At 42.0% G+C, this 26,976-nt stretch carries 25 protein-coding genes; 15 read left to right on the forward strand and 10 right to left on the reverse strand.

Annotation, left to right across the window (positions count from 1 at the left end):
- Window positions 1-41 precede the first annotated feature (41 nt).
- The 3 genes from GGR22_RS01405 to GGR22_RS01415 form a co-directional block, all read right to left on the reverse strand.
- Window positions 42-248: a helix-turn-helix domain-containing protein gene (locus tag GGR22_RS01405; protein ID WP_121374619.1), complete on the reverse strand. Its 207-nt coding sequence runs from the start codon at window positions 246-248 to the stop codon at window positions 42-44.
- Between the two features lie 3 nt (window positions 249-251).
- The gene (locus GGR22_RS01410; protein WP_182492268.1) at window positions 252-752 is read right to left on the reverse strand and encodes a hypothetical protein; all 501 of its coding nucleotides are present in this window, start codon (window positions 750-752) and stop codon (window positions 252-254) included.
- A 94-nt stretch (window positions 753-846) separates the two neighbouring features.
- Window positions 847-1,347 (reverse strand): hypothetical protein, encoded by a 501-nt coding sequence (locus GGR22_RS01415; protein WP_182492269.1) that lies wholly within the window; start codon window positions 1,345-1,347, stop codon window positions 847-849.
- Between the two features lie 504 nt (window positions 1,348-1,851).
- Here GGR22_RS01415 and GGR22_RS01420 point away from each other — a divergent pair.
- The gene (locus GGR22_RS01420) at window positions 1,852-3,939 is read left to right on the forward strand and encodes a T9SS type A sorting domain-containing protein (RefSeq protein WP_182492270.1); all 2,088 of its coding nucleotides are present in this window, start codon (window positions 1,852-1,854) and stop codon (window positions 3,937-3,939) included.
- Between the two features lie 331 nt (window positions 3,940-4,270).
- On the opposite strand, the gene GGR22_RS01425 is transcribed toward GGR22_RS01420, so the two are convergent.
- Window positions 4,271-4,657, reverse strand: coding sequence for a hypothetical protein (locus GGR22_RS01425; protein ID WP_246336906.1), 387 nt, complete (start codon window positions 4,655-4,657; stop codon window positions 4,271-4,273).
- A 404-nt stretch (window positions 4,658-5,061) separates the two neighbouring features.
- Here GGR22_RS01425 and GGR22_RS01430 point away from each other — a divergent pair, with 404 nt between their 5' ends.
- Entirely contained in the window at window positions 5,062-7,050 is a 1,989-nt protein-coding gene (locus GGR22_RS01430) for a S9 family peptidase (RefSeq protein ID WP_182492272.1), read from the forward strand.
- A gap of 145 nt (window positions 7,051-7,195) precedes the next feature.
- On the opposite strand, the gene GGR22_RS01435 is transcribed toward GGR22_RS01430, so the two are convergent.
- On the reverse strand, window positions 7,196-9,586 hold the full coding sequence (locus GGR22_RS01435) for a TonB-dependent receptor (RefSeq protein ID WP_182492273.1): 2,391 nt from the start codon (window positions 9,584-9,586) through the stop codon (window positions 7,196-7,198).
- Between the two features lie 311 nt (window positions 9,587-9,897).
- Between GGR22_RS01435 and GGR22_RS01440 the strand changes: the two genes are divergently transcribed.
- Genes GGR22_RS01440 through GGR22_RS01450 form a run of 3 tightly spaced genes read left to right on the forward strand, consistent with a single transcriptional unit; the run spans window position 9,898 to window position 12,494 of the window.
- Window positions 9,898-11,256 carry a sensor histidine kinase gene (locus tag GGR22_RS01440; RefSeq protein ID WP_182492274.1) on the forward strand — a complete coding sequence of 453 codons (1,359 nt, stop codon included), beginning with the start codon at window positions 9,898-9,900 and terminating at the stop codon, window positions 11,254-11,256.
- A complete protein-coding gene (locus GGR22_RS01445; protein WP_121374627.1) occupies window positions 11,253-11,945 on the forward strand; it encodes a response regulator transcription factor in 693 nt (230 codons plus the stop codon). The genes GGR22_RS01440 and GGR22_RS01445 overlap by 4 nt, the downstream gene beginning before the upstream one ends.
- Window positions 11,946-11,951: 6 nt before the next feature.
- Complete coding sequence (locus GGR22_RS01450; RefSeq protein ID WP_182492275.1) at window positions 11,952-12,494, forward strand: hypothetical protein; 543 nt, start codon at window positions 11,952-11,954, stop codon at window positions 12,492-12,494.
- 60 nt (window positions 12,495-12,554) lie between these two features.
- Here the strand turns inward: GGR22_RS01450 and GGR22_RS01455 are convergent, their stop codons facing one another.
- The 3 genes from GGR22_RS01455 to GGR22_RS01465 form a co-directional block, all read right to left on the reverse strand.
- Window positions 12,555-12,830 carry a hypothetical protein gene (locus GGR22_RS01455; RefSeq protein ID WP_182492276.1) on the reverse strand — a complete coding sequence of 92 codons (276 nt, stop codon included), beginning with the start codon at window positions 12,828-12,830 and terminating at the stop codon, window positions 12,555-12,557.
- Window positions 12,831-12,877: 47 nt separating this feature from the next.
- A complete protein-coding gene (locus GGR22_RS01460) occupies window positions 12,878-13,039 on the reverse strand; it encodes a hypothetical protein (RefSeq protein ID WP_170148722.1) in 162 nt (53 codons plus the stop codon).
- 432 nt (window positions 13,040-13,471) lie between these two features.
- Window positions 13,472-14,566, reverse strand: coding sequence for an MBL fold metallo-hydrolase (locus tag GGR22_RS01465; RefSeq protein ID WP_182492277.1), 1,095 nt, complete (start codon window positions 14,564-14,566; stop codon window positions 13,472-13,474).
- 146 nt (window positions 14,567-14,712) lie between these two features.
- Here GGR22_RS01465 and GGR22_RS01470 point away from each other — a divergent pair, with 146 nt between their 5' ends.
- The 4 genes from GGR22_RS01470 (at window position 14,713) to GGR22_RS01485 (ending at window position 18,523) form a co-directional block, all read left to right on the forward strand.
- Window positions 14,713-15,018 (forward strand): hypothetical protein, encoded by a 306-nt coding sequence (locus GGR22_RS01470; protein ID WP_121374632.1) that lies wholly within the window; start codon window positions 14,713-14,715, stop codon window positions 15,016-15,018.
- An 88-nt stretch (window positions 15,019-15,106) separates the two neighbouring features.
- Window positions 15,107-15,679 carry a non-canonical purine NTP diphosphatase gene (locus GGR22_RS01475; protein WP_121376191.1) on the forward strand — a complete coding sequence of 191 codons (573 nt, stop codon included), beginning with the start codon at window positions 15,107-15,109 and terminating at the stop codon, window positions 15,677-15,679.
- 100 nt (window positions 15,680-15,779) lie between these two features.
- Complete coding sequence (locus GGR22_RS01480) at window positions 15,780-17,678, forward strand: DEAD/DEAH box helicase (protein WP_182492278.1); 1,899 nt, start codon at window positions 15,780-15,782, stop codon at window positions 17,676-17,678.
- 86 nt (window positions 17,679-17,764) lie between these two features.
- Window positions 17,765-18,523 (forward strand): carboxypeptidase-like regulatory domain-containing protein, encoded by a 759-nt coding sequence (locus tag GGR22_RS01485; protein ID WP_121374634.1) that lies wholly within the window; start codon window positions 17,765-17,767, stop codon window positions 18,521-18,523.
- 2 nt (window positions 18,524-18,525) lie between these two features.
- Here GGR22_RS01485 and GGR22_RS01490 read toward each other — a convergent pair whose 3' ends face one another.
- Complete coding sequence (locus GGR22_RS01490) at window positions 18,526-19,203, reverse strand: TrmH family RNA methyltransferase (RefSeq protein ID WP_182492279.1); 678 nt, start codon at window positions 19,201-19,203, stop codon at window positions 18,526-18,528.
- Window positions 19,204-19,258: 55 nt separating this feature from the next.
- Between GGR22_RS01490 and GGR22_RS01495 the strand changes: the two genes are divergently transcribed.
- The 6 genes from GGR22_RS01495 (at window position 19,259) to GGR22_RS01520 (ending at window position 25,418) form a co-directional block, all read left to right on the forward strand.
- A complete protein-coding gene (locus tag GGR22_RS01495; protein WP_121374636.1) occupies window positions 19,259-19,789 on the forward strand; it encodes an RNA polymerase sigma factor in 531 nt (176 codons plus the stop codon).
- Window positions 19,789-20,571, forward strand: a complete 783-nt coding sequence (locus GGR22_RS01500) for an anti-sigma factor (protein WP_121374637.1) — start codon at window positions 19,789-19,791, stop codon at window positions 20,569-20,571. The genes GGR22_RS01495 and GGR22_RS01500 overlap by 1 nt, the downstream gene beginning before the upstream one ends.
- Window positions 20,572-20,636: 65 nt before the next feature.
- A complete protein-coding gene (locus GGR22_RS01505; RefSeq protein ID WP_182492280.1) occupies window positions 20,637-21,329 on the forward strand; it encodes an SIR2 family NAD-dependent protein deacylase in 693 nt (230 codons plus the stop codon).
- A gap of 107 nt (window positions 21,330-21,436) precedes the next feature.
- Entirely contained in the window at window positions 21,437-22,783 is a 1,347-nt protein-coding gene (gene purB, locus GGR22_RS01510) for an adenylosuccinate lyase (protein WP_182492281.1), read from the forward strand.
- Between the two features lie 153 nt (window positions 22,784-22,936).
- Window positions 22,937-23,542: an NAD(P)H-dependent oxidoreductase gene (locus GGR22_RS01515; protein ID WP_182492282.1), complete on the forward strand. Its 606-nt coding sequence runs from the start codon at window positions 22,937-22,939 to the stop codon at window positions 23,540-23,542.
- A 1-nt stretch (window position 23,543) separates the two neighbouring features.
- Window positions 23,544-25,418 (forward strand): monovalent cation:proton antiporter-2 (CPA2) family protein, encoded by a 1,875-nt coding sequence (locus tag GGR22_RS01520; protein ID WP_182492283.1) that lies wholly within the window; start codon window positions 23,544-23,546, stop codon window positions 25,416-25,418.
- A gap of 55 nt (window positions 25,419-25,473) precedes the next feature.
- On the opposite strand, the gene guaB is transcribed toward GGR22_RS01520, so the two are convergent.
- Window positions 25,474-26,946: an IMP dehydrogenase gene (guaB, locus tag GGR22_RS01525; RefSeq protein WP_182492284.1), complete on the reverse strand. Its 1,473-nt coding sequence runs from the start codon at window positions 26,944-26,946 to the stop codon at window positions 25,474-25,476.
- Between the last annotated feature and the right edge of the window lie 30 nt (window positions 26,947-26,976).

Here is a 26,976-nt window from a genome sequence, read left to right on the forward strand (position 1 = left end):
GCCTTTGGGCTCAGCAATTAGTAAGGCAGTACGGTCGGGGATTAGTCTTCCTGGTATTCCAGCAGGTCGCCGGGCTGGCAGTCAAGTGCCTTGCAGAGCGCTTCCAAGGTCGAAAGCTTTAAGGCCTTGGCCTTGCCTGTCTTTAGCACCGACAGGTTGCCCTGCGTGATACCGATCTTTTCGGCCAGTTCTTGCGACTGCATCTTGCGCCTCGCCAGCATGATATCGATGTTGATAATGATGGCCATCCGTTATATGGTTAGTTCGGTTTGGGACTGCAGCTCATAGCCTTCCTTAAAATAGGCCAGCATAAAATAGATCACGATGCCCAGCACGAGGTGCAGCACTATATAGGAGTCGTTTCTCGCATAGGCTTCGTCCTGAAACTGCCAAAAGCCGAGCAATAGCAGTAAAGGCACTGCCAGCACGTTAAGCAGGGCAAAGCGCTTGAGCCAGGCAATAACCTCTTGATTAAAGGTGATTTCGGAACTCATGCCGTGGAAAATCTTGCACAAGAAAAACGTAAAGACGGCATAGAAAGCCAAATAAAACAGTGCCATGCCCAAGTTGGCAAAATTGGCGCTGGCAACCAGCGCACCGCCCTTAAATGGAATCTCAATCTGCTTTATGCCCGTAGCTCCCGAAAAGTAAGCAAAGGCGGCATAACCCAGATTCAACAATTGCAGGGCAAAAGCAATAAAGCAGCCGTGTACCAGCAGCCGCGAAAGCGAATTTTTTCCGATGAGTTTCATTTGCGATAGAATTTATTACCGCAAAAATAGAATAATTTACCGTATTACGGTAAATTTATTTCGTATTGGAGTAAAATTTAACATTTTGTGCTTATTAAAGCGCTTCGAGTAAAGCTGTCATTTCTGTTTGTGCTTTAGGGTCTTTTGATTTGGCGGTTATGGTTCGCAGTACGGCTTCTATAAAAGCGATTTCATCTTCGTGCCTATCGTCCAATTGATCAAGGTTTATTGTTTTTCCGTCGTTCGTATGGGCTTCTATAGACGACAGCATTCCGTTACCGTGCAGCTTACGTTGTTGCGGAGCCCTATCGATGGCATTAAAAAGGTTCAGGATTTCCGTAAGCGAGGTTTCATCAAGAGGCACGGTTTGGCTATCTGACGGATGATTCTTCGCATCGGCAGACGCTGCTACTACGCTATTCAGATTCTTAAACTCGGCAACCCCTTTTTTGCTATTGATAGTAATCTGTTTGGGATATTTGGCATGGCTTAGATTGATGATGATGGTTGAAACGCTGGCGCGTTCTTCTTTTCGCTGTTCTTTTTGGGAGCAGGAGAAGAAAGTTAGTACTACTAAGAGAAATAGTTTTTTCATTGCATTAAGCTTATTTATTTCAATTTTATCAATAATCAAACCAGACATTGTATCAAATCTTCGGATATTTTAATCAAATGTACTATATGTTTTTCATTTTCAATTGCATATAGCTGTATATCCTTAATTTCTCAATCTTCAATTTATCTCATCAGTCAAAGATAGGGCAATCAACAAATAAGTGAGATTTGACTGATTAATTTTATACTATCTTTATATCTCAAAATTGGAATAACTATTTCTTCTTTATAGTAAGTATTAACTTTAGATTAGCATTTTATGAAAAAAATCTATCCTCTTTTCTTTCTTTTTTTCTTTCTTAACCTATCAGCCCAAAGCGGGACTTATTATCTAAGTAATTTTTTAGCACCTCCTTACAATTTCACCAACTTGGATGATGCAATTGGGGAGTTAACTGATTCAATAAATTCTCCGCCTTCGACGCTAATTATAAACGCAAATATTAGCTTATCTGGCAACCTTGAAATTCCTAAATATATTTCCTTGAAATTTCTGAATGGTTTCAAAATAACAATTCCTGGGAGTACGACTCTAACACTGAATTGTCCTATAGATGCTGGCGCTTTCCAAATTTTTGATATTGCAGATACCGGTAAAACAAATGGTTATCCTCTAATTGAAAGTGCTTATCCAGAATGGTGGCATAAACCAGATGATACTTATTGGTCCAAAGCCATTCAAAGTGCTGTTGATTTTCATTCAAAGATTTTCTTTTCCAACAGAAATAATGGTTATGCAATATCAGTTCCCATTCTGCTCGACCTCAGCAGAAATGACCAAGCAGGTTATATACTAACGGGCGTTGGCCGTGGTTCGGTTTTTAGTACTTATGCATCTCAGCAAGCCGATTTTGTTTTTAAATGTGTCAATACGCCGCCAAACGGCTATCATGGCGGGCTCAAGTTTGAAAACCTGAGTTTCTTTTGCAGCAAAGGTATATCTATCGAATCTTCTGGGAGTTTTGGCGATTTGGACGAAGGATATGCTATCCAAAATGTAAAAATCAACAACTGCCGCTTTCATCAAGTTATCGCAAACACCAGCAACAACAATATTGCTATAGCTTTTAAGAAAGTATTTGACTCTGAAATTTCCAACAATTATATCATTGATTTCGGAACTGGAATCAAATTTAAAGGTTCGGATATCAATACTATTCGGGACAATAGAATAACGAATTTTTATAATTATGCCATCTGCGATTTGGCTTTTGGCACTTTTGGTTCTCAAAATACTATCATACATAACGACTTGTTGGGTTATAAAGGTGACCAAAACAAAGGAGCTTTCATAAAATCAACGTCTAGACATATCATTATTCGAGACAATTATCTTGAAAACCAGCCATCTACACAAAATCCGCAATATCCTAATAGCCGAATCTATGCCTATATTGACTGCTCCAAACGCGACTTAGTAGCTGGAACAGATAAAGATTATATTCCAGGAGAATTTACCAAAATTATCGACATTACCGGAAATCGATCCGATGTCGAAAACAATACCTGCACCAACTTTATCTATTTTATAAACGAAAGGTTTAAAAGCCTGAATTTGATTGAATCTCCTAATATATCGGCCTATACCCTGGGTTCTACTTTCTGCAGCGACGAAACAAGCGATCCTGTCTCGCATATTCTTTTTCAAATGGACAATATTAACCATTGGGACAAAATCATAAACATACAAAGTGATTCTTTTATAGGGTGGGAAAACTTTTCAACCTCAAGATACTTTAGACAATCTTCTAATGGCGATATCATCATCGACCCGTCAAGCTTGCCTTTTAATACCTATCACGGACAATATCTGATGCAGAAGTTTAATTCCAGAGGTTTTTTATTGAATAAAGACCAATCTATTTTTATACGAATCGACCAAAAACCAGATGATGCTTCTTTTGGAAACCTGCCGAAAAACATCAACCTCAAGATCAAGGTACGCAATTACCGAAAAACACCACAAGATCCATTAGATACGAATGCCAACGACCTGTATTTTAGTATCAAGACAAGCACCGTAGAAATGCCATTGCCTTTATATTGGACTAATATTGAAATTCCTAATGGAGATAATTTTGCTACCTTGAGCGTTACTATCCCCTATCCTTTTTCAAATGCGTCTTCCAATCAGGTACCGGCTGATTATTTTGATCCAAGCAAAATTTATTACATTGCGATTGCCGCCAGAAATTCTACAAAAGAAATTAAAGAAATAATACTAGTAGATGCCACTCCTGTAGTGAGCGCAAAAAAGAAAACAGAAGAGAAAGAAACCTCACAAGTTTCAGAAAACGAAGAGGAAGAAGCTACAGAAGAAATCCAACGCATTATTGTAGATAATGAAATAAAAACTTATCCAAATCCTGTGAAAGACAAAATCACTTTCGAAATCAAGGAAGGTGATTCTTTAAAAGCTGTTGAATTGTATGACATTAATGGAAAGTTCATACAAAACCTGACCGATAAAATAACAGACAATTCGGTTGACATAAGTACGTTGGGAAGCGGTACCTATTTTGTAAAAATTATCAGCCTAGCCACAACTTCAAAAACCATAATAAAAAAATAGGCCTTTGGAGTAATAAAAATCCCCACCAACGCCTCAAAATACCCCGCTCGACACGTTCTATCACCCGCGTTTGGCGTTATACAACGCCACGGATGGCGTTCGGAACGTAAAAATTGGCGTTCGGAACGCCAAAATCCACGTTAGGTAACGCCAAATTTGGCGTCGGGAACGTGTCGCATGGGGTTCCGGACGCCACGCACGGGGTTCGGAACGCCAAACGCGGGTGATAGAACGCCATCCGTGGCGTTCCGGACGCCAAATGCACATAAAAAAACCTGGAAGCTTTCGCTTCCAGGTTCAACATATATACGGTTTTAGGGGTAATTAAGAGCTATTCAGACTTAGGGCCTGAATCTGGATGGCCTGTAGCAGGGCCGCCACCTTTAAAAAACTGCTTTAGTTCTGATACTTTAGCCTCAAAACCTCCCATACCCGACGCCACTTTATATTTGGTGTAGTCGTAGTCGGTAAGCGCAGCTTGATAATTGTCCCAGTCATGAAGGATTTTCGAGCTGTCAAGCCCGATCTTCAAGTTGTCCAGTCGCATCAGCAGTCCCTGAAGGAACGAACGGCTGTCAAAATCCCTCTTGAATTCTGCCCAGTCCACATCTGGACTGGCTAAACTACTCTGGGTGTCATAAAAGTCATTGACCTTGTTAATGACGAGCTTGTTCTGCTCGTTCACGCTTCCGTACAACATACGTTCTTGTGGCGTCAAGGCTGACAGTTTAGGGGTCAGTACTGCCTCCATGGCAGCAAGCGCATCCATCACCGCCGTCTTTTCTTCGGGGGTGAAATGCTTCGAATTTAAGTTTACAAATGGCATTGAAAAAAAGTATTAAGTTATTACTACCACATGAACGCATAAAAACAACAAAAAGTATAATTATAGTTAAATTTTACTGTATTTAATTAAAAATTAACAATTACACAAACAAATACACACCAAAAAAGCAGCACACACAACATAAATTTCAAATCAAAAACCCTAAATCAAAAAATCACCAATCCTAAATCCCTCCATGTAACAAAACACAACAACCCACGACATATACCTTTGAACGGCAGCAGCTTGTACCGCTTCCGTTTTTCTATTACCGTTCACCATTAAACAACTAAATCATGATCAAAAAAACAACAGTGATGCTGTCGTTATTGGCCCTGTCGGCAGCCCATGCCCAGACCAAAGACAGTCAGCCGGGCAACAAGTCCCTGCCATCGAGCAAAGAAGAGCTTGCCAAGCTCGCCGCCTTAGAAACAGGCACCTACGGCTATTCCGTAGACGATTATTTCAAGAGACCTGCACAGAGCAGCTTCCAGTTTTCGCCAAACGGACTTTATTTTTCGTATAAGGAGCGCGACGACAAGGGCAAGAACCATGTCTATATCAAGAACACCGCTACCGGCAAGGTTGTCAAGGCCATCGAAGAAAAAGACGAACTGATCCGCGGCTACGGCTGGGCGAACAACGAGCGCCTGATCTATGTACAGGACAAAGGCGGTAATGAAAACTTCCACATCTATGGCGTAGACCTTGACGGCGGCAACAAGATGGACCTTACTCCTTTTGAAGGCGTTCGTGCCGGCATCATCAAGATACTGAAAGAGCAGCCTGATTATATGATTATCCAGATGAACAAAGACAATCCGGAAATCTTCGAACCTTTCAAGCTTAACATCAAGACCGGGGCTCTGGTCAAATTGTTCGAAAATAAAGATGCCGCCAATCCGATTGGAGGTTATGATTTTGACAAGGACGGCGTGCTGAAAGGCTATACCAAACAGCACAACGGTACCGAGAACGAAATCTATTACAGAACTGCCGAGGACAAGCCTTTTGAAAAGATTGCCACGACTACCTGGAAAGACCAATTTTCGATCATTGCCTTCGACTATACGACGCCAAATCCGCATGATGCGTATGTATTGAGCAACTTGGAGAGCAACACGGCCGAGATCATACTGTATGACTTCGCTACCCGCAAAACCCTCAAGAAAGTATTCTCGAATCCTACATTTGACGTGGGCGGCCTCAGCACTTCCCGAAAAAGAGGCTATGAGGTAGACTACTACAGCTATACCGGAGAGAAAAACGAAACCGTGCCCGTGAGCGCGACTTATAAGAAATTGCATGCCAAATTCGAAAAACAATTCAGCGGCAGGGAATTCGGAATCAGCGGCGTGACCGACGATGAGGACAAATTCTTACTGTATGTTTCCAGCGACAGGCTCTATGGCAGCTACTACTTGTATGATGCTAAAAAAGACAGCTTTAAAGAAATCATGAACCTGATGCCGCAGCTTAAGGAAGCCGACATGGCCGAGATGCGTCCGATTAAATTCAAATCCCGCGACGGACTAGACGTGTATGCGTATCTGACCATTCCGAAACAAGCCACGCTGGGCAAGAAAGTACCATTGATTGTGAATCCTCACGGCGGACCTTACGGTGTAAGAGACGAATGGAGCTTTAACCCAGAAACACAGCTGTTTGCAAGCAGAGGTTATGCTACGCTGCAAGTCAACTACAGAGGTTCTGGAGGCTATGGCAAGAAATTTTTCTTGGCGGGCAACAAGCAGATCGGCCGCAACATGCTGAACGACCTTGAAGACGGCGTTGCCTATGTCAAGTCGCTCGGATTGATCGACGACAAAAAAATAGCAGTTTATGGTGCCAGCTATGGCGGACTGGCTACTTTGGGCAGTTTGGTAAAAACGCCAGATTTGTATGTCTGCGGCGTAGACTATGTAGGCGTATCCAACCTGTTTACCTTCTTCAAGTCGTTCCCTCCCTATTGGAAGCCTTTCTTGGCACAGGTATACCAACAATGGTATGACGAGAACAGCGCCGACGACCAAAAGATAATGCGTGAAGTATCTCCAGCCCTGAATGCGGACAAGATTACCAAGCCGCTCTTTGTCGTACAAGGCGCCAACGATCCAAGGGTCAACATCAACGAATCCGACCAAGTTGTCGAAAACCTAAGAAAAAGAGGACTGGACACGCCGTATATGGTAAAATATAACGAAGGCCACGGCTTCGGGCGCGAAGAAAACCGCATCGAGCTCTATAAGTGCATGATGGGCTTCTTTGCTAAACATTTGAAATAAAAAAATCCCGCTGTAAAGGCGGGATTTTTTTTATTTAGGAGTTGATAGTTGATAGTTGATAGTTGATAGTTGATAGTTCAAAATTCGCAATTCCTAATTCAAAATTCGTAATTCTCAAAAATCAAAAATCCCAAATCAAAAATCCCTAAATTCTCCTCTGCTCCTCCGTCTGCTCCTTATTTCTTTCTTTTAATTTTTGATTTCCGAAACTATAACGGAAGCCCAGCCTGAAATTCTGCGTGTCGCCATAAGAATCAGACGAATTGTATTGGTTGCCGTAGTTGGTCGTTATGGTAATCTTTTCGCCGCGGTAGATGTCCGAAAAGATACCATACACCTCTCCGTTGCCTTTTAGTATCTTTTTGCGCAGTGCCAGCGATAAGTTGGTCGTAGACGTAAAGACAAAAGTACCTTGTACCGAAGACGAATTGTAGTAGAAGTTGATCTCGCCATTAAAATCTTTCTTTTTGTTCAGCGCAAAACGATTGTTGATGCTCGCATTATACGTCGGTTTTCCGTTTTTATACAGCTTGCCGTCAACCCCTTGAAAACGATCCTCTACATAGCTCAACCCAGACTGGATTCCCGCATCCCACCAGCCGGTAAACGCCAGATTGGTGTTAAACTCCAAGCCAAACGCATAATCCTTGTCGATGTTCGTAAAATGATACACAACGGTATTCGTTTCGTAATCTTGGTACGAAATCTCCATCGACGGGTCTTTCTCCAATCGGTAGAACAAGTCGAAATTATACTTGCCTTTTAGCGTATACAGCAAATTCAGGTTGTGCGTGATGGTCGGCAACAATTTTGGATCGCCCGTGAAATACGAATAATTATTGTTGTAAACGCGAAACGGATTGAGCATGCTGTAGCGCGGCCTGCTGATTCTCTTGCCGTACGAAAACCCGATCTCATGATTTTCAGAAGGCTTATACATCGTATAAAACGTAGGGAAAAGCTTGAAATAATTCTGGTCGTTCACTTCAGAAGTGGTAACCGAATTACCTTCGAGCGAGGTATATTCGCCGCGCAGTCCTGCCTTGACGCTCCATTTGCCAAATTCCCTGCCATAGCTTACATAACCCGCATATATCCACTCGTCATACAGAAACTTGCTCGTGCGTCCTTCATTCGGCACCAATACCCCGCCGATAGCATCGCGGTAATCTAAGTTGCTGTTGGCCGATACATTGCCGTATTTGATCCCCGCCTCTAACGCGCCGTTTGTCTCGTTGCTGTAATCCGCCTGTGCCGAAAACAGCTTGATGCCTTGACGGCTCTTGCTTACAAAACGCACATCGCGGTAAGGGGCGCTGTCTGGCAGTGAAAAAGTCGTGTTGATATCCTGATTGTCCTTAGACAAGTAGTTCGTAAAATCGGAATTGAAGACCAGCTTCGACTTTTCTGAAAGCTTGCGTTCGTATAAAAAATTGTACGCCGCATTACGGGCCGGATTCTTGCGGTTGTTCATCGTGACATAGAGCGAATCAAGCTGTCCGTCGGCACCCGTGATAGAAGTCGGGGCCGCATACTTCCCGTGCTGTTCTGGTGCTTGGAAACCCGTAGTACCGATAGAAAATAAATTCAGTGAATCCAGTTCATACGATGCTTCCAGACGGTATGAATGCTGCTCTAGCGATTTGCTCTTGCGGCGCAGCAAGCTCTTCCATTCTGATGCCTTGTTGCCGTTTTCGTCATAATAGCGGACAATGTCGGTACTTTCGTCTACATATTCGCCCATACCGAAACTGTAGCGTCCCATCAAAGACAGCTTCTTGCCTTTGTAGATATGTCCTGTAGAAGTTATCGCTTTCGGATACATCGACTGTACGTAAGCAGTATTGATAGATCCTTTGTAGCCTGGGGAAATCGCTTTCTTGAGCTTGATGTTGAGCACCGCACTGCCCTGCGCATCGTATTTGGCGGGCGGATTCGTGATGACCTCAACCGACTTTACGTCTTCTCCGCTCGTGTTTTCAAGATATTGTTTCAGCTCGTCTCCCGACATGTATACTTTTTTGTCGTTGATGGTTACCAGTATGCTCTGGCTGCCGCGAATGGTAATGCCTCCGCCTCCTGAAGTGGTTACGCCTGGGGTTTTAGAAACAATCTCCCATGCATTATTAGACGCCAGCGATGAGTTCTCGACCGTAAACTCCATGCGGTCGACCAGCCTTTTTACTACCGGACGCTTGGAAACGATCTCTACGCCTTCCAGCATTTCAGCAGCACGAGCCAGCAGGATATCGCCCAGCTCCATGTCGCCTGTAACCTCTATATTTTTGTAGATAGTAGACATTCCTACCGAACCTGCCTTTACAATATAATTTCCTTTTTCGACCGCTCCTATCTCAAAACGCCCCAGCTCGTCGGCAAGCGCCGTCCTGTAGGCAGAAGAGTCCTGTGCTTTTAGCAACGCCATGTCGGCAAAAGGCACTGCCCTGCCCTCGGCATCCTTAACGGTACCCGAGAGCCTGTGCTGTGCCATGCTCCCGAAAGGAAGCAGCAATAAAAAAATAACTAACTGTTTCATGATTTGATTGATGATTGAAATTCGATTGATTGACTTGATTGACGATGATTGAAACTCGATGATTGATGGTGCAAATCTCTGCAAACCCTTTCTGCAATCGGGTTAACGAAGGGTTAATGAAGGGTTAAACACAAAAGCGCTGGCTGCTGCCTATTTAACAAAGTAAGCTATCCTGTGACGCCCTGCCGTGTACGGCGTGGCATGGCGCATGGCTGCCCTTTCAAATTTGGTTAAAGAACGGTTAACGGTTTGTTTTTTAGCACAGCCAAGCCAAGAAACCCCTAGCTTTGTCCCAACAAACCAGCTTTGCCATGAAACGAAAAATAATGCTATTGATAGGAGCCTGTATCTTTACGGTAGCTGCGCTGGCAGCCATCCAGGGGTATTTTATATACAATACCTACCTGCTGACCGAAAAAGAAGTAAGCGCCAAGATCAAGAAACAGCTGATAGAATTAGAAGATACCGAAGAATGGTACGAGCTCAACGACAGCTGGATGAACCAAGCGGGCCAGTTTGTCAGAAACTATGCTTTTGAAAGGCTCGAGAAAAAGGACTTTGTGGAGTTTATGAAAAGCAAATCCGATTCGCTGTCTACCGTAATGACAGCGTATATGAACAAGCGCAAGCGACCAGGCGATTTTGATATTGGCTATTCTATCTATATCACCTCGGCCACCATCAAAAAAGACAATACGATTGACAGCCTCTACCGCGGAAAATTATTCGTGCTGGGCAACAACGTAAAGAACAAAGACGAAGTGGTAGCCTCTACCGGACGATGGGAAGGCGAAAAAGAATATGTAGACGACAGGGCAGCTGTGCCCATCAAGAAAGCAGTCGATTTTGAAATCAAGAGCGAACGCTATTACAGCATTGCCAACTGGGGGCAGACAATCATCCGCCAGATGGCAGGATTGCTTATCTTTTCATTGCTGCTGATGGTCTTTGTGGTCTATCTCTATTACCTGTCGCTCAAAAACCTTATCGGCCAGAAAAGAATCGCCGATATCAAGACCGACTTTGTGAACAATATCACGCACGAGTTCCAGACACCGCTCGCTACGATGGACATTGCCATCAAGACGCTGCAGCGCAAGGAAAATGAAATGACTCCAGAGCACTACAGGCATACGCTGTCGATGCTGGAAAGGCAGAACGACCGATTGCAGAAGCTGTTCCGACAAGTAACCGAGGCTTCGCTGACGCCTACCGTAAGCCGCAATGCAAAAATGGAAATCGGCTGCAGCGAGATTCATAACATCATTGATGATTTCAAATTGTCGCATCCGGCTACGGAAATCCGCTGCCATCAAGAACAGGAAAACATCACGGCCAAGATCGATCCTTTCCACTTGAACACGATTATCGTGAACCTTATGGAAAATGCCGTAAAATATGGCGCGACAGAAATCGACATACGAATGGAAAAACAGCACGGCCGCTTTGCCATGGGCATCAAGGACAACGGAAAAGGCATCGCGACCAAAGAACAGACGGCTATTTTTGATAAGTTTTACCGTATCGAAAAAGGAAACATACACGAAACCAAAGGACTCGGCCTCGGGCTATTTTATGTAAAGCAGCTGGTAGAGTCGTATAAAGGAACCATCAAGGTAGAAAGCGAAGAAGACAAAGGAGCTTTATTTTTAATTACCATTCCCTCATGAAAAAGCACATCTTATTAGCAGAAGACGATTTTGATTATGCTTCCATACTGAAGCAGTATCTTGAATTTTCAGGCTTTACGGTCACTTGGGCCAAAGACGGCAAGGAAGCGCTAAAGCTCTTTCCCGATGCCCAGCCCGACATCTGCGTCTTTGACGTGATGATGCCGCAGATGGACGGCTTTACGCTGGCCGAAAAAGTCGTTGACGCCTATCCCGAAACGCCTTTTATCTTTTTGACAGCCAAATCGATGAAGGAAGACAAAATCAAGGGATTGAGGCTCGGGGCCGATGATTATGTCATCAAGCCTTTTGAAGTTGAAGAACTGATATTGCGGATTACGAACATCTTGAAGCGCGTGCAGAAAACGGCGCCACAGCATGTGTCTGAAAAGAAATTCAAGATCGGACAGTATCTTTTTGACAGCGAAAACTATCTCTTAACGCATGAAAAAGCGACGCACCGCATCACGGAAAAGGAAGCCCACCTGATCCAGTTCTTGTATGCCAGCAAAAACAAGCTCGTTAAAAGAGAAGACATCCTGAAAGAAATCTGGGGCAACGACGATTTCTTTTCCGGCAGGAGCATGGATGTCTTTATCAGCCGACTGCGCAAGTATTTCAGCGAAGATCCTGCCATAGCTATTCCAAGCGTGAGAGGCTTGGGTTTTGAGTTTAACATTAAAGAATAAAACATTATGAGACTATTTATCATCATCGCATTTATTGTCTGCAGCCATTTGGTTAGCGGACAGGTCAGGACTACACCTCCAACGCCTCCTACACCTCCTACGCCGGCAACGCCTGGTACCAAGGTGACGGTCAATTCGAACACTAGCGTAACGATTAACGGAAAGACGTATATATCTAACAGCACTTCTTCTGGAAAAGGAGAAGCTTCCAATTCGAAAGTAAAAATCAAGCAGAACAGCTCGAGCAGCTCTACTTCGGTATCTATCGACAATTCAGACATCACCTACAGCATCAGGGCGAGCTTTGACGACCACAAGACCGAAAGAATCAAAAAACTCCTGATGGAGAACCTTGAAAAGGAACACCTGACCGCAAAAGGCGATTCTTATGTCTGGAAAAGAATTGAAGACGAAGACATAGCGTACAGCTTTGCATTGTCTGACGGAAGACTGAGAGCCTTCGTAAACAAGGAACTCAATTCTAAAAGCTCTATCGAACGTTTCGTAGCGCTGGGCGAAAAGATTTCAGACGCGCTCTCTGAGAAATAAGCATAAAAAACGGCTTGCTGATAATCAGCAAGCCGTTTTCAAACTAACAAATGAATCAAATCAGCTTACAGCGTTTGACATTTTGTCGTTTAGTCCGGCAGCGGCATCAATAGCCTTACCGGCAATGTTTTTACCTTCTTGGATAACCGTATCTGCTTCGGAAACTGCGGCCTCTTTTATTTTGCTTAAAGAGCCTTTTACTTTTCCAGCAATGTCACCCGCCTTGTCAAGCATCGATCCAAAATTGATATATCCTTTTTTGTTGCAAATAATTCCTACTACTGCTAGGGCAGCGACTCCGGCCGCAATCCCTATAATCAGATTCTTGTTTTTCATAGCGCTGTTTTTATATAATTTGATTCGAAATTGTTCTTTTGTTATGCCTAGATGAAAAGCGGAAAGCCATATTCCTCATCCTGACCGTCTAGTTCTTGATCTTCTTCCTCTTCTTCATTAAAGATTTCCATTCTGTTCATTACCGTCTTTATTATAGTCACCAGAGAGAGACTCACGATTCCGATTAGCAAAAGGCTTTTTGTTTTCATTTTGGTTGCGATTTTTGAGTTTGTAATTATTAATTCGTCATGAAGATACGACAAAAGACCCAATGAGAATGCGGATTTAATATAATTTTAATACAAAAACAGTGTATTTTGTAACCAAAAGGAAGAAACGTGTAATGAGATTTTTTAGGAAACGCTGTGGAATTTCGGATTTTTGATTTTTGATTTATGATTTGGGATTTCGGTCTTTCAAACTTTAGACTTTCCAACTTTCGACTTTTGACTAAAAAAAACTAAAATAAAACTTGCAGTTCTACTAAATAAGACTACTTTTGCAGCGAGAGACCTGGAAACAGGGTTACGCTCTCACCGCTAAAGTCGATCGCTCCAGGTCGGCTTTTGCATTTTTTAGGAATTACGAATTTCAAATTAGGAATTACGAATCTTGTTCAAATCCTAATTCCTAATTCGTAATTAATCAATCCCTTCCCACCATTTTTTCCTGCTATCTAAAAGATCAAGATCCAGCGGCTCACCAATCATCGGATGCACGATAGGCTGTCCGGCTGTTTCGGCTGCGGCTACGGCTCTCTTGATAGGCTCGTCCCAAGCATGCAGTGCCAGCGGGAACTTGCCCCAATGCACCGGAAGCAATACCTTGGCGTTAAGATCTTGCGCTGCTTGTACGGTCTGTTCTGGCATCATGTGGATAAATTTCCAGCTCTTGTTGTATTGTCCGCATTCTAGTATGGCCAAATCAAACGGACCAAAAGCATCGCCTGCTTGCTTGAAAAAAGTATCATAGCCAGAATCGCCGCCTACGTAAATCCTATGCTGCGGCGTGTCTACTACAAATGCCAGCCATAACGCTTGGTTTCTTTTGAAACCTCTTCCTGAGAAATGGCGCGCGGGAACCGTATTGATCTTGAATCCCGAACCGAGGTCGAGCGATTCGTGCCAGTTAAGTTCATCTACAATGTTCTTATCAAAATTCCAGCGTTCGAAATGCTCGCCGGTTCCTATGCCCGTGATGATTCTTTTCACTTTTGGTTTCAGCTTGAGCATCGTATCATAATCCAAATGGTCCCAATGGTCGTGGGAAATCAGCAGGAAATCAATCTCTGGCATGTCGTTGGCCGAATACACATTGGCACCCTTGAACGCATTTACAGTAAAAGACAGCGGCGAGGCATGGTTGCTGAAAACTGGGTCGACAAGGAATGTCTTTCCAGACAATTGCATAAAATAAGACGAATGTCCGAACCACACCAACACATCTTTGCTTGGATCCAGATTTTTAAGATCTGTCTTTTGAGAAGGAATGCGCCCTGCGGGAATATTTCGCTTGCTCTTCCCGAAGAAAAAATCTTTGAGTACTGTATAATAGTTCGCTCCATCAGTCAGGTCGGGCGTGTTTGAAATATTTTGGAATTGTCCTTGTCCGTAATTAGGCATTTTTTTGATTCGTTCGAGTCTTCCGTTAGACGGCCTTCTCCCAAACTTAGGATGGTTGAAGAATAAAAAGACATAGAATGCCAGCAGAATGCAGAGTATAACCGTAAAAGTCATTGTTGTAATTTTAGCTTTGCCAAAGCTATTGATAAATTAAATCCAAAAAATAAAAGCACTGCTAAATATAACTTAAGAAAGCTATTGGGGTGGCAATTTCATTTTTAAATCGTATATTAGTAAGGCAATTTTATACATCCGCTACCATGAACGATAATTTCAAGACCATCATCGAATCGCTGATTATGAACGGTTTCATAGAATCAGAACAGCACGTCAAGGAACTTGGCGGCAAGCTTGATTTTAAGATTACGCAGTATTCCCTAAATACGCCGCTGAGTTTCAAATTCCATAATAGCGAGGAATTTATCACCTTCCTCAACTTTTCAAGCCCGGAAGAAATCGACGAGGAAAAAATAGGACTCATCAATGCCGCTATCCTCGAGCAAGGACTAGATCCAGATGATTTCTTCTACGTCAACTTTTATAAGAAAGAAGTCAACGAGTTATAGGATTTGGGATTTTTGATTTTTGATTTGGGTTATATTTGCAGACACTATTTACATCATAAATCTAAAATCACAAATCCAAAATAAAATGATACAGCTCGTTTTCGCTTCCAACAATAAAAATAAGATTAAAGAAATACAAAGCCTGCTTCCGGATGATATACAAATCCTAAGTCTGGAAGACATTGGCTGTCATGAAGATATACCCGAAACTGCCGATACGATTGAAGGCAATGCCATATTAAAAGCAGATTACGTGACCAAAAACTACGGTTACGATTGTTTTGCCGACGACTCTGGTCTCGAAGTCAATGCCTTAGAAGGCGCTCCTGGCGTCTACTCTGCCCGCTTTGCCGGAGAACATAAAAATGACCACGACAACATGGACAAACTGTTGCGTGAATTGGAAAATACGACAGACAGGTCTGCCAACTTCAAAACTGTTATAGCGCTGAACCTTAACGGACAGCAAAAATTATTTACTGGAAAAGTGTTCGGAACTATCCTTTTTGAAAAGAAAGGAACGAACGGTTTCGGCTACGATCCTATCTTCCAACCTGATGGATTTTCTTACACGTTTGCACAACTTTCGCTCGACGAAAAGGGTGCTATAAGTCATCGAGCTAAAGCAGTGAAGCAACTCATCGCCTACCTAAAAAACTAACTTTCTGATTTTCAATTATTCATAAAAAAATAAACTTCCAATTCGGATTAGTTTTAATGGTTTTTTAAACGTACCTTTGCAGCCTATTTTAAATACATATATGAATAAATTTGAACAATTAGGATTGAGTGAGTCGCTACTGAGGGCGATTTTAGATCTAGGATTTGAAAATCCGACCGAGGTACAGGAAAAAGCGATTCCCCTATTATTGGCACAAGACACAGACATGGTTGCGTTGGCTCAAACAGGGACAGGGAAAACAGCAGCGTTTGGTTTTCCGCTTATCCAAAAGATTGATGCCGACAACAGAAATACTCAGGCGTTGATTTTATCACCGACACGCGAACTTTGTTTGCAGATTACAAATGAAATCAAAAACTACTCAAAATACGAAAAAGGTATTAATGTAGTTGCGATTTACGGCGGTGCCAGCATTACAGAGCAGGCTAGGGAAATCAAGAGAGGAGCACAAATTATCGTGGCTACTCCGGGAAGAATGCAAGATATGATCAATAGAGGTTTGGTGAACATTTCACAAATCAACTATTGCATACTTGACGAGGCAGATGAAATGTTGAACATGGGATTCTATGAGGATATCGTGAACATCCTTTCTACATCGCCAGACGAAAAAAGCACATGGTTATTCTCGGCTACAATGCCGCAAGAAGTTGCCCGAATTGCAAAACAATTCATGAGCGAGCCATTGGAAATCACTGTAGGAACTAAAAATTCAGGTTCGGCTACAGTTTCACATGAATTTTATTTAGTAAACGCTCGTGACCGTTACGAAGCCTTGAAAAGATTGGCAGATGCAAATCCGGATATCTTTTCTGTGGTGTTCTGTCGTACCAAAAGAGACACGCAGGCAGTTGCTGAAAAATTAATCGAAGACGGATACAGCGCAGCAGCTTTGCACGGAGATTTATCTCAAGCACAAAGAGATGGCGTAATGAAATCGTTTAGAGGAAGACAAATCCAGATGCTTGTAGCAACAGACGTTGCAGCACGTGGAATCGACGTTGATAACATTACACACGTTGTAAACTATCAGCTTCCTGACGAGGTAGAAACTTACAACCACCGTTCTGGTAGAACCGGACGTGCTGGAAAACTAGGAACTTCTATCGTAATCGTTACTAAAAGTGAATTGCGAAAAATCTCTGCGATCGAAAGAATCATCAAGCAGAAATTTGAAGAGAAATCAATTCCTTCTGGAATCGAAATCTGCGAAATCCAATTGTTGCACTTAGCGAACAAAATCAAGGATACAGAAGTTGACCACGAAATCGACAACTACCTTCCAGCAATCAACAATGTTCTTGAAGATCTTTCAAAAGAAGAATTGATCAAGAAAATGGTTTCTGTAGAATTCAACCGTTTCATCAACTATTACAAGAAAAACAGAGATATTTCTGCTCAGTCTGCTGGCGAAAGACGCGAAAGCGACGGCGCTCCAAGAGACAACAGCGGTGCAGTTCGTTATTTCGTGAACATTGGTTCTAGAGACAATTTCGACTGGATGTCGTTGAAAGATTTCTTGAAAGAAACGCTAGATCTTGGACGTGATGACGTTTTCAAAGTAGACGTAAAAGAAGGTTTCTCTTTCTTCAATACAGATGCAGAGCATTCTGCTAAAGTAATGGATATCTTGAACGGAATCGAATTGGAAGGAAGAAAGATCAATGTCGAGATTTCTAAAAACGACGGTGGCGGCAGAAGCAGCTCTAGAAGAGACCACAACGGAAGAAGTGGTGGTTTTGGCGGAGGCAGATCTGGCGGCGGCGGCGGTTTTAGAAGCGACAGAAGCTCGGCTCCAAAAAGAGAAGGCGGCTTTAGAAGCGACAGAGGCGGATCACCTGACAGACCAGCTCGCAGAAGCGAAGGTTTTTCATCTGACCGACCAAGAAGAGAGGGCGGATTTTCTGAAAGAGCTCCACGTCGTTCTGAAGGAACAAGATCTGAAGCTCCAAGAGCAAGAAGACCGAGAAGAGACTAAATCTTTTAGTTAATTTTCTTATAATTATAAACAGACTGCAAAATATCTTAAAGAGTTTTATTACTTTTAACGCTTCTAACAAGGCTATGAGATATTTTGCAGTTTTCTTTTTCTTATTCGTAACCTCTTTTGCTTTTGCACAGGATACAAAAATTTCGGCTACAGTAATTAACGACAATACTTTGCTCCCCCTCGCAGACGTCAGCATCATCAACCTCAACAAGGTGAAAGGAACGACGACAAACGCAAGCGGCTACTTTGAATTGGTTGCCGAAGTAAACGATACTCTTCACATTTCGACTCTAGGATACAAATCCATTAAAGTAAGAGTCACCAACGACTGGTTCAAGACCAAAAGCACAAAAATAAAAATGACCGAAAAGGCCTATGCATTAGAAGAAGTTGTCATTAACCAATACAACCTGACCGGATATCTTGAAATCGATTACAAGATCATCCCGATTAAGGAAAATTTCAGGTATAGCATTTCCGGATTGTCGCAAGGCTATGAAATGGGAAGATACGCCCCTGGCGCTTTCTCAAGGGTCGTAGGATCTATCTTCAACCCTGCCGACATGCTTTATAATTTCTTCGGAAAAAAGCCTACAGAGCTGAAAAGGCTGAAAGAAATGAAAAAGGACGATGCGGTAAAAAACCTTCTTTCGTCTAAATTTGACCGAGAAACTTTAGGAGCCCTTCTAGGTGTCAGCCCAAACGAGATTGCTGAAATCTTGGAGCGTTGCAACTACTCAGAAACTTTTATCAAGACCGCTAATGACCTCCAAATCATGGATGCCATTAACGAATGCTATGAAGAATACAAAATTTTGAAAGGCAAGAAATAACCTTACAAGAGATTATTGATTTCCTTATAGCGCTGCTCAATCCGCTTGATATCTTTGATCGAATTTTTGGTCCAGGCCAATCTCCTTGAAATTGTTTCCTCTTCCGTAAGCTTCCAATCCACATCCGATTTTCGCAATCGGCTCATGATACTTTGTATGATGATCGCCGCAGAAACAGAAATATTCAGGCTTTCCGTAAAACCGGCCATTGGTATCTTTAAAAAGCCATCCGCTTCGTTCATGACTTCGTCCGAAAGTCCGTTCTTTTCCGTACCGAAAAAGATAGCCGAAGGTTTTGAGATATCAAAATCATCGAGCAAGCAGGAATTGTCATGCGGCGTTGTCGCAATAATCTGATAGCCTTTTTCTTTTAAAGCCTTGAGACAATCCATATTGGAATTGTAACGGCTCACATCGACCCATTTCTGCGCTCCCATCGCAATTTCCTTATCGATTTTCTTTCCGTATTTTTCTTCGACCACATGAAGATTCTGGATACCGAACACTTCGCAGCTGCGCATAACAGCACTCGTATTGTGCAACTGAAAGACATCTTCTATAGCGATAGTAAAATGATTGGTCCGCTGCTGAAGGACTTTTATGAATTTTTCTTTTCTGTTTTCTGTTATAAACTCTTCTAAATAGGCCAGATATTCGACTTCGGATGTTTTTTCTTTCATGGATGGATGGATTTATAAAATAGTTTCCTTAAATTGGCTTACCTAAAATTCGGCTATGACTCAGGAAGAATTACTACCACAAATTTATAAAAAAGACGACAGAGCATTCACTTTGATGTATGATATGTATTCTAAAAGTCTCTACAGCGTGATTTACAATCTGGTACGCGACAATGAAGAGGCCGAAGATATCCTTCAGGAAACTTTTGTGAAAATATGGAAAAACATTGACAGCTACAACGAATCTAAAGGAAGATTCTATACGTGGATACTCAATATTGCTCGCAATACTTCTATCGATAAGCTTCGTTCTAAAGGCTTTAACAACCGGCAGAAAAACCTTTCGTCTGATAATTTCGTACATCTACTCGACGACAGTAACAAACTGAGCAATAAGATTGACACGATCGGAATCAAAGAATTTGTCAAGAAATTAAAACCTAAATGCATCCAGATTTTAGACCTTTTGTTTTTTAAGGGATACACTCAGCAAGAAGCCTCAGAAGAATTGCAGATTCCGCTTGGGACTGTAAAGACCCAGAACAGAAACTGCATCAATGATTTAAGAAACTTTTTAAAAGTATAATGGACAAACAAGAATACATAGAGTCAGGTATTTTAGAACTGTACGTCTTTGGGCAATTGGACGAGCCGGAATTCAGCGAAGTCACAAAAATGGCCGAAAAAGACGAGGACATACGCAATGAAATTATTTCTATAGAAAAAGCGATTATCAATTTTTCAGAAAGCGTTGCTCCTTTCCTATCGTCAGGAAACTATGAAAAAATACGCGAAGCATTGATGCTCAAACACGGAGTTGTCGATATGAAGCCGAAATCGAGCATCTATCTTTATTTGGGATGGGCGGCTTCCATTTTACTGCTGATTGGCGTAGGATATCAATACGTACAACTGGAAGACAAGAAAACGAAAATAGAAACGGTAGAAACCGAAAAAAGCAAGCTGCAAGAATCGGTAGTGGACTTGACCCTGCAAAATAAAAACAATGAGGCTACTTTAGCCATCATTCGCGACAACAGCAATACAATAGTAAAGCTGGAAGGGCAAGAAGTTTCGCCGCAATCGTATGCAAAAGTATATTGGAACAAAGACACCAAAGCTGTCCATATCGATGCCGCTGGACTTCCAGAACCGCCTGAAGGCATGGTCTATCAAGTATGGGCTTTAAAACTGAATCCTCTGACACCGACAAGTATCGGACTTTTAGAGAATTTCAAAGGCAATGCAAAACGAATCTTTACAGTTGAAAATGCCAATGAAGCCGAAGCCTTCGGAATCACACTGGAACCAGCTGGCGGAAGTGCATCGCCTACATTGGAACAATTATATACTTTAGGAAAAGCATAATCAAACACTATTTTTAGAGCGGAAATGGCATTAGTAATGTCCGTTTCCGCTTTCTATTTAATTCTATGAAAAAGAAACTTGTAGTCCTTACTGGAGCCGGAATCAGCGCTGAAAGCGGCATCAAGACCTTTCGCGATTCAGACGGCTTGTGGGAAGGCCACGACGTCATGGAAGTCGCATCGCCAGAAGGCTGGAGAAACAACCCTGCTTTGGTCATGGATTTTTACAACAAGAGAAGGCAGCAATTAAAAGAAGTCGTGCCCAATGCCGCACACTTAATTTTGGCCGAACTGGAGCAACATTTCGACGTACATATCATTACCCAAAATGTAGACGACCTTCACGAAAGAGCCGGAAGCTCAAATGTGCTTCACCTTCATGGCGAGCTGCTGAAAGCACGAAGCACCAAAAGAGAAAATTACATATTGGATTGGACAGACGACTTAAATTTTGGCGATCTTGACGACAACGGACACCAGCTCCGCCCGCACATCGTGTGGTTTGGAGAAGCCGTCCCTGCTCTAGAAGAAGCGGTCAGCATCACCAACGAAGCCGATTTCTTTGCGGTAGTAGGAACATCGCTGCAAGTCTATCCTGCAGCCAGACTGGTTGATTTTACAAAACCTGGGACTCCCTTGTTTTATGTCGATTTAAATCCTGCACGTATTCCAAACCTCAGAAACGAATTAGAAGTCATTCCAACAACAGCTTCCGAAGGGATGAAAGTGCTAAAAGAAAAGCTGCTGGCCCGTTTATAATCCGAAAAGGTTATAAAGCAGGAAGAAAAAGCAGTACAAATCGCATTTATCTTTTAATACTTCAGACATATAAAGTATATTTGCGCTTATCTGAATAACAACACAAAATGACAACTTTAACTGAACTGAACGCTATATCTCCAATTGATGGACGGTATAGAAACAAAACGTATTCTTTATCACAGTATTTCTCTGAAGAAGCCTTGATAAAATACCGCGTACTTGTTGAAATAGAATACTTTATCTCGCTTTGCGAAATTCCGCTGCCGCAGCTAAAAACGGTGGATGCTTCGGTTTTTGACAGCTTGAGAAACCTCTACAAAAATTTCAGTGCCGACGATGCGAAAGCCATCAAGGAAATCGAAAAAACAACCAACCACGATGTCAAAGCCGTAGAATATTTTATCAAGACTGCGTTTGACAAATTGGGCTTATCAGAACATAAAGAATTCATCCACTTTGGACTGACTTCTCAAGACATAAACAATACCGCAATTCCATTATCGACAAAAGAAGCTTTTCAAGAAGTGTATTTGAAATCATTAATCGAATTGACTTCAAAGCTTAAAGATTTAAGCACAGAATGGGCCGATGTGCCAATGCTAGCCAGAACCCACGGACAGCCTGCCTCTCCTACCCGTTTAGGAAAAGAAATTGCCGTTTTTGTAGAAAGACTAGAAGAACAAATGCGTCTTCTTTTTAATGTTCCTTTTGCTGCCAAATTTGGAGGCGCAACCGGAAATTTCAATGCGCATCATGTCGCTTACAAGCAAATTGATTGGAAACAATTCGGAAAAGATTTCGTAGAAGGAAACTTAGGCTTGCACCATTCTTTCCCGACTACACAGATTGAACATTACGATCATTTTGCTGCATTTTTTGATGCGCTGAAAAGAATCAACACCATTATCATCGATTTGGACAGGGATATCTGGACTTATGTGTCGATGGATTATTTCAAGCAAAAAATAAAAGCTGGCGAAGTAGGTTCTTCTGCCATGCCGCACAAAGTCAATCCTATTGATTTTGAAAACTCAGAAGGAAATTTAGGAATTGCCAACGCTATTTTTGAGCATCTGGCCGCCAAATTGCCTTTATCAAGATTGCAGAGAGACTTGACCGACAGTACCGTTTTGAGAAATATCGGCGTGCCGATGGGCCATACGATTATCGGTTTTGAGGCTACTTTAAAAGGGTTGAACAAGCTACTTTTGAACGCTCCAAAATTCGAGGAAGACCTTGAAAGAAATTGGGCTGTTGTTGCCGAAGCCATTCAAACCATCTTGAGAAGAGAAGGCTACCCGAATCCGTATGAAGCCTTGAAAGGCCTTACGAGAACCAATACCGTGATGAACAAAGAATCCATTCATGAATTTATCAAGACGCTTGAGGTTTCGGAAAGCATTAAAGCTGAACTATTGCAAATTACGCCAAGCAATTACCTAGGAATCTAAAATAGTATTTTGTATAGAAAAACAATCTCGAGCAGGAATAGAACAGCTTCCTTCTCGAGATTTTTTATTTTTGGATGGCCTTGATTTTTTTCCGATATTAGTTAACAAAATCCCCTAGCCTTGTAACACACCCTCGAATTCAAATTAAAATTGATGTCGAAGAACAAAATACTAATAGTGTTTGCCCATCCCTTATTCGAAAAATCTTTTGCGAATAAAATTTTAGCGGAACATATACCACCCTCCAAAAACATTACCTTCCACGACTTATACGAAATCTATCCTGAATTCGACATCAATGTCAAGTACGAACAGGAATTGCTAAAAAACCACGACATTATCATCTGGCAGCATCCTATGTATTGGTATAGCTGTCCGCCACTGCTAAAACAATGGATCGACATGGTCTTGGAATACGGATGGGCGTATGGCAAAAATGGATTAGCGTTACAGGATAAAATTATCTTCCAGGCCATAACTACCGGTGCCAACATGGAAAATTATTCCACAGAGGGAGACAACTTGTTTACATTACCTGAGTTATTGCGTCCTTTCAGCCAGACCGCAAAAGTCTGCCGAATGGAATACCTGCCGCCTTTTGTAATCCACGGTACGCACAAAATGGAAGAAGAGACCTATTATGAACACGGGGCATCTTATGCAAGGCTTTTGAACTATCTTGAAACTAATGAAATAGACGCCAAAAAAATACAGCAGTTTTTTTACATGAACGATTGGATGCAATCTAAAAATATTTGACATGGAAAATAGTTTTTTTCTTCAGGCAATAATTTATCTGGCCGCTGCGGTAGTCTGCGTTCCTATCGCGAAAAAGATCGGACTGAGCTCTATTTTAGGCTACCTGTTTTCTGGAATCATCATCGGTCCCTTTGTATTAGGATTTATTGGCTCGGAAGGCCAAGACCTGATGCATTTTGCTGAATTTGGCGTTGTGATGATGCTTTTTCTGATCGGACTGGAACTCGATCCTTATAAGTTCTGGAAAATGCGACGGTTCATATTAGGAATGGGCTCGCTACAAGTCGGGATTACTTCATTAGTGCTTTTCATCTGTTCATCGATTATTTTCGATTGGAACTGGCAGACAGCCCTGACCATTTCTCTGGCCTTATCGCTTTCTTCAACAGCTATCGTATTACAGACGCTCAAAGAAAAAGGAATGCTTCAGACTTCCGTCGGACGTTCTTCTTTTGCCGTATTGCTTTTTCAAGATATTGCCGTCATTCCAATCTTGGCCATCATTCCTTTGCTTGTTTCGAGTTCTAATATAATCCCTGATGAAGATATTCACCATTCGCTGATTTCAAATTTAGACGGCTGGCTACAGACTTTAATCGTAATCGGTGTTATTGCTACCATCTATTTTGCAGGGAAATATGTAATTGTTCCTATTCTGCATGTAGTCGCAAAAACAAGGCTGCAGGAATTGTTTACCGCGTCGGCTTTATTATTAGTATTAGGCGTGTCCTACCTTATGCAATTGGTCGGATTAAGCCCTGCTTTGGGTGCATTTATGGCCGGAGTCGTCTTGGCCAATTCTGAGTTCAGGCATGAACTGGAAGGCGATATCGCTCCGTTTAAAGGCTTATTGCTTGGCTTATTTTTTATAGGTGTCGGCGCTTCAATCAATTTCAGGCTGATTATCGACAATCCAGCTTTTATTTTGATTTTTGGTTTTATACTGACCATGATTAAGTTCTTTGTCTTCTTGGGAATCGGAAAACTCTACAACAAAAAAATCGACCAAAATTTTATCTTTTCGATTGGTTTGAGTCAAGCTGGGGAATTCGGGTTTGTGATCATGAGTTTTTCTATGGAACTAAATATTATTCCGAATATGCTGGCCAATCAGATCATGGCGATTATCGCGATAAGCATGATTTCGACTCCTTTCTTACTGCTGATTAATGAACGTTTGATCGATCCTTATTTTGGAGTAAAAGAAAAAGAGTCCAAGACGTATGACGAAATCAACGAAAACAACGAAGTCATTATTGCTGGCTTTGGAAACTTCGGAAGTACCATAGGCCGTTTACTAAAGACTAACAAAATTCCAGCTACCATATTAGATTTGGATTCAGATCGTGTGGATTCTTTGCGAAAAATGGGCTTTAAGGTATATTATGGTGATGCGACCCGTCTAGAACTATTAAAAGCTGCCGGTTGTGAAAATGCCAAATTGTTTATTGCTGCCATCGACAACCCGACCGTGAACCTAATCGTAATTGAGATGCTGAAAAAACATTTTCCGCACCTCAAAATTTTGGCTAGAGCCAGAAACAGAAATGATGCTTTTGAAATCATCGACATGGGAATAGAAAATATCTACCGTGAAAATCTATATAGTGCCGTGCATTTAGGCGTTGATGCTTTGGTTTATTTAGGCCATCGTCGTTATTCGGCTACAAGGCAGGGACAAAGATTCATCAAATATGATGAGGATGCTATTTTCAGGTTGGCCAAGAAACGACATGACAAAAAAGCGTTTATGATTTCGGCTATGGAAGAAATCGAAATGCAGGAACAGCTTTTTAAAAGCGACCTTTTCAATCCTATTGGCCCGGGAGATCATGCTTGGGACAGCGAAAATTTGAAAAAAGATACTTCAACATAACAAAAAAGCCGAAGAACTTGAAAGTACCTCGGCTTTTCTTTTATGAGTAAGAAGCTTATCTTGAATAGTTTGGCGCTTCTTTCGTAATTGTAACATTGTGGGGATGACTTTCTCCGATACCGCTAGCAGTAATTCTAACAAAGCGTCCGGTTTCTTGCAACGTCTCTATATTTTTTGATCCGCAGTAGCCCATTCCTGCTCTCAAGCCTCCGATAAATTGGAGCATGCTTTCGAACAGTTCACCTTTGTATGGAACACGTCCAACGATTCCTTCTGGAACTAATTTCTTGATATCGTCTTCTACATCTTGGAAATAACGGTCTTTGGAACCTTCTTGCATCGCTTCAACCGATCCCATCCCTCTATACGATTTGAATTTTCTTCCTTCAAAAATGATAGTTTCCCCTGGCGATTCTTTAGTACCTGCTAAAAGAGAGCCTAACATTACACAGTCAGCACCAGCAGCGATCGCTTTTGGAATATCTCCTGTATAACGGATTCCACCGTCAGCAATGACAGGAATTCCAGAACCTTTGATAGCAGCAGCTACTTCTAAAACTGCAGAAAATTGCGGGAAGCCAACACCAGCCACAACTCTAGTAGTACAAATAGAGCCAGGTCCGATTCCTACTTTTACGCCGTCGGCACCATTTTCAACTAAATATTTAGCCGCTTCTGGTGTCGCGATATTTCCGACAATAACATCTAAATCTGGGAAATTTTTCTTTACGTCTTTCAAAACATCTACAACGCCTTTGGTATGTCCGTGAGCAGTATCAATAATAACAGCATCTACTCCAGCTGCAACTAATGCGCCTGCTCTTTGAACGGCATCAGCCGTAACACCAAGGGCAGCCGCTACTCTCAAACGTCCGAACTTATCTTTGTTGGCGATTGGTTTTTGCGTCAGTTTTGTGATATCTCTAAAGGTAATCAATCCGACTAGCTTATAGTCAGAATTTACTACCGGCAGTTTTTCAATTTTGTTTTTTTGAAGGATACCTTCCGCGACTTCCAATGTAGTTCCTTCACCAGCAGTGACAAGCTTTTCAGTCGTCATAACTTCTAGAATAGAACGGGTATTGTTTTTTTCGAAACGCAAATCACGGTTTGTGGCGATTCCTTTTAAAATTTGATTTTCATCTACGACAGGAATACCTCCAATGCTGTATTCTCTCATTACTTGTTTTGCATCGCCTACAGTCGCCGTCAAAGGCAAAGTCACAGGATCTATGATCATTCCAGACTCGGCTCTTTTTACTTTTCGTACTTCTGCAGCCTGCTGTTCGATGGTCATGTTTTTGTGCAGTACGCCGATACCCCCTTCTTGAGCCATAGCAATCGCCATAGCGCTTTCGGTAACTGTATCCATTGCTGCAGAAACAATAGGAACGTTTAATGTAATATTACGGGAAAATTTAGATTGAATGCTTACTTCGCGTGGTAAAACTTCAGAATAATTGGGGATCAGGAGGACATCGTCGTAGGTAAGGCCTTCTCCTATAACTTTAGTTGAGTGTGCTTTCATTGTTGCAATTTGTAGTTAAATTGCGTGCAA

The sequence above is a fragment of the Flavobacterium gossypii genome, from assembly GCF_014138495.1.
GTDB lineage: Bacteria > Bacteroidota > Bacteroidia > Flavobacteriales > Flavobacteriaceae > Flavobacterium > Flavobacterium endophyticum.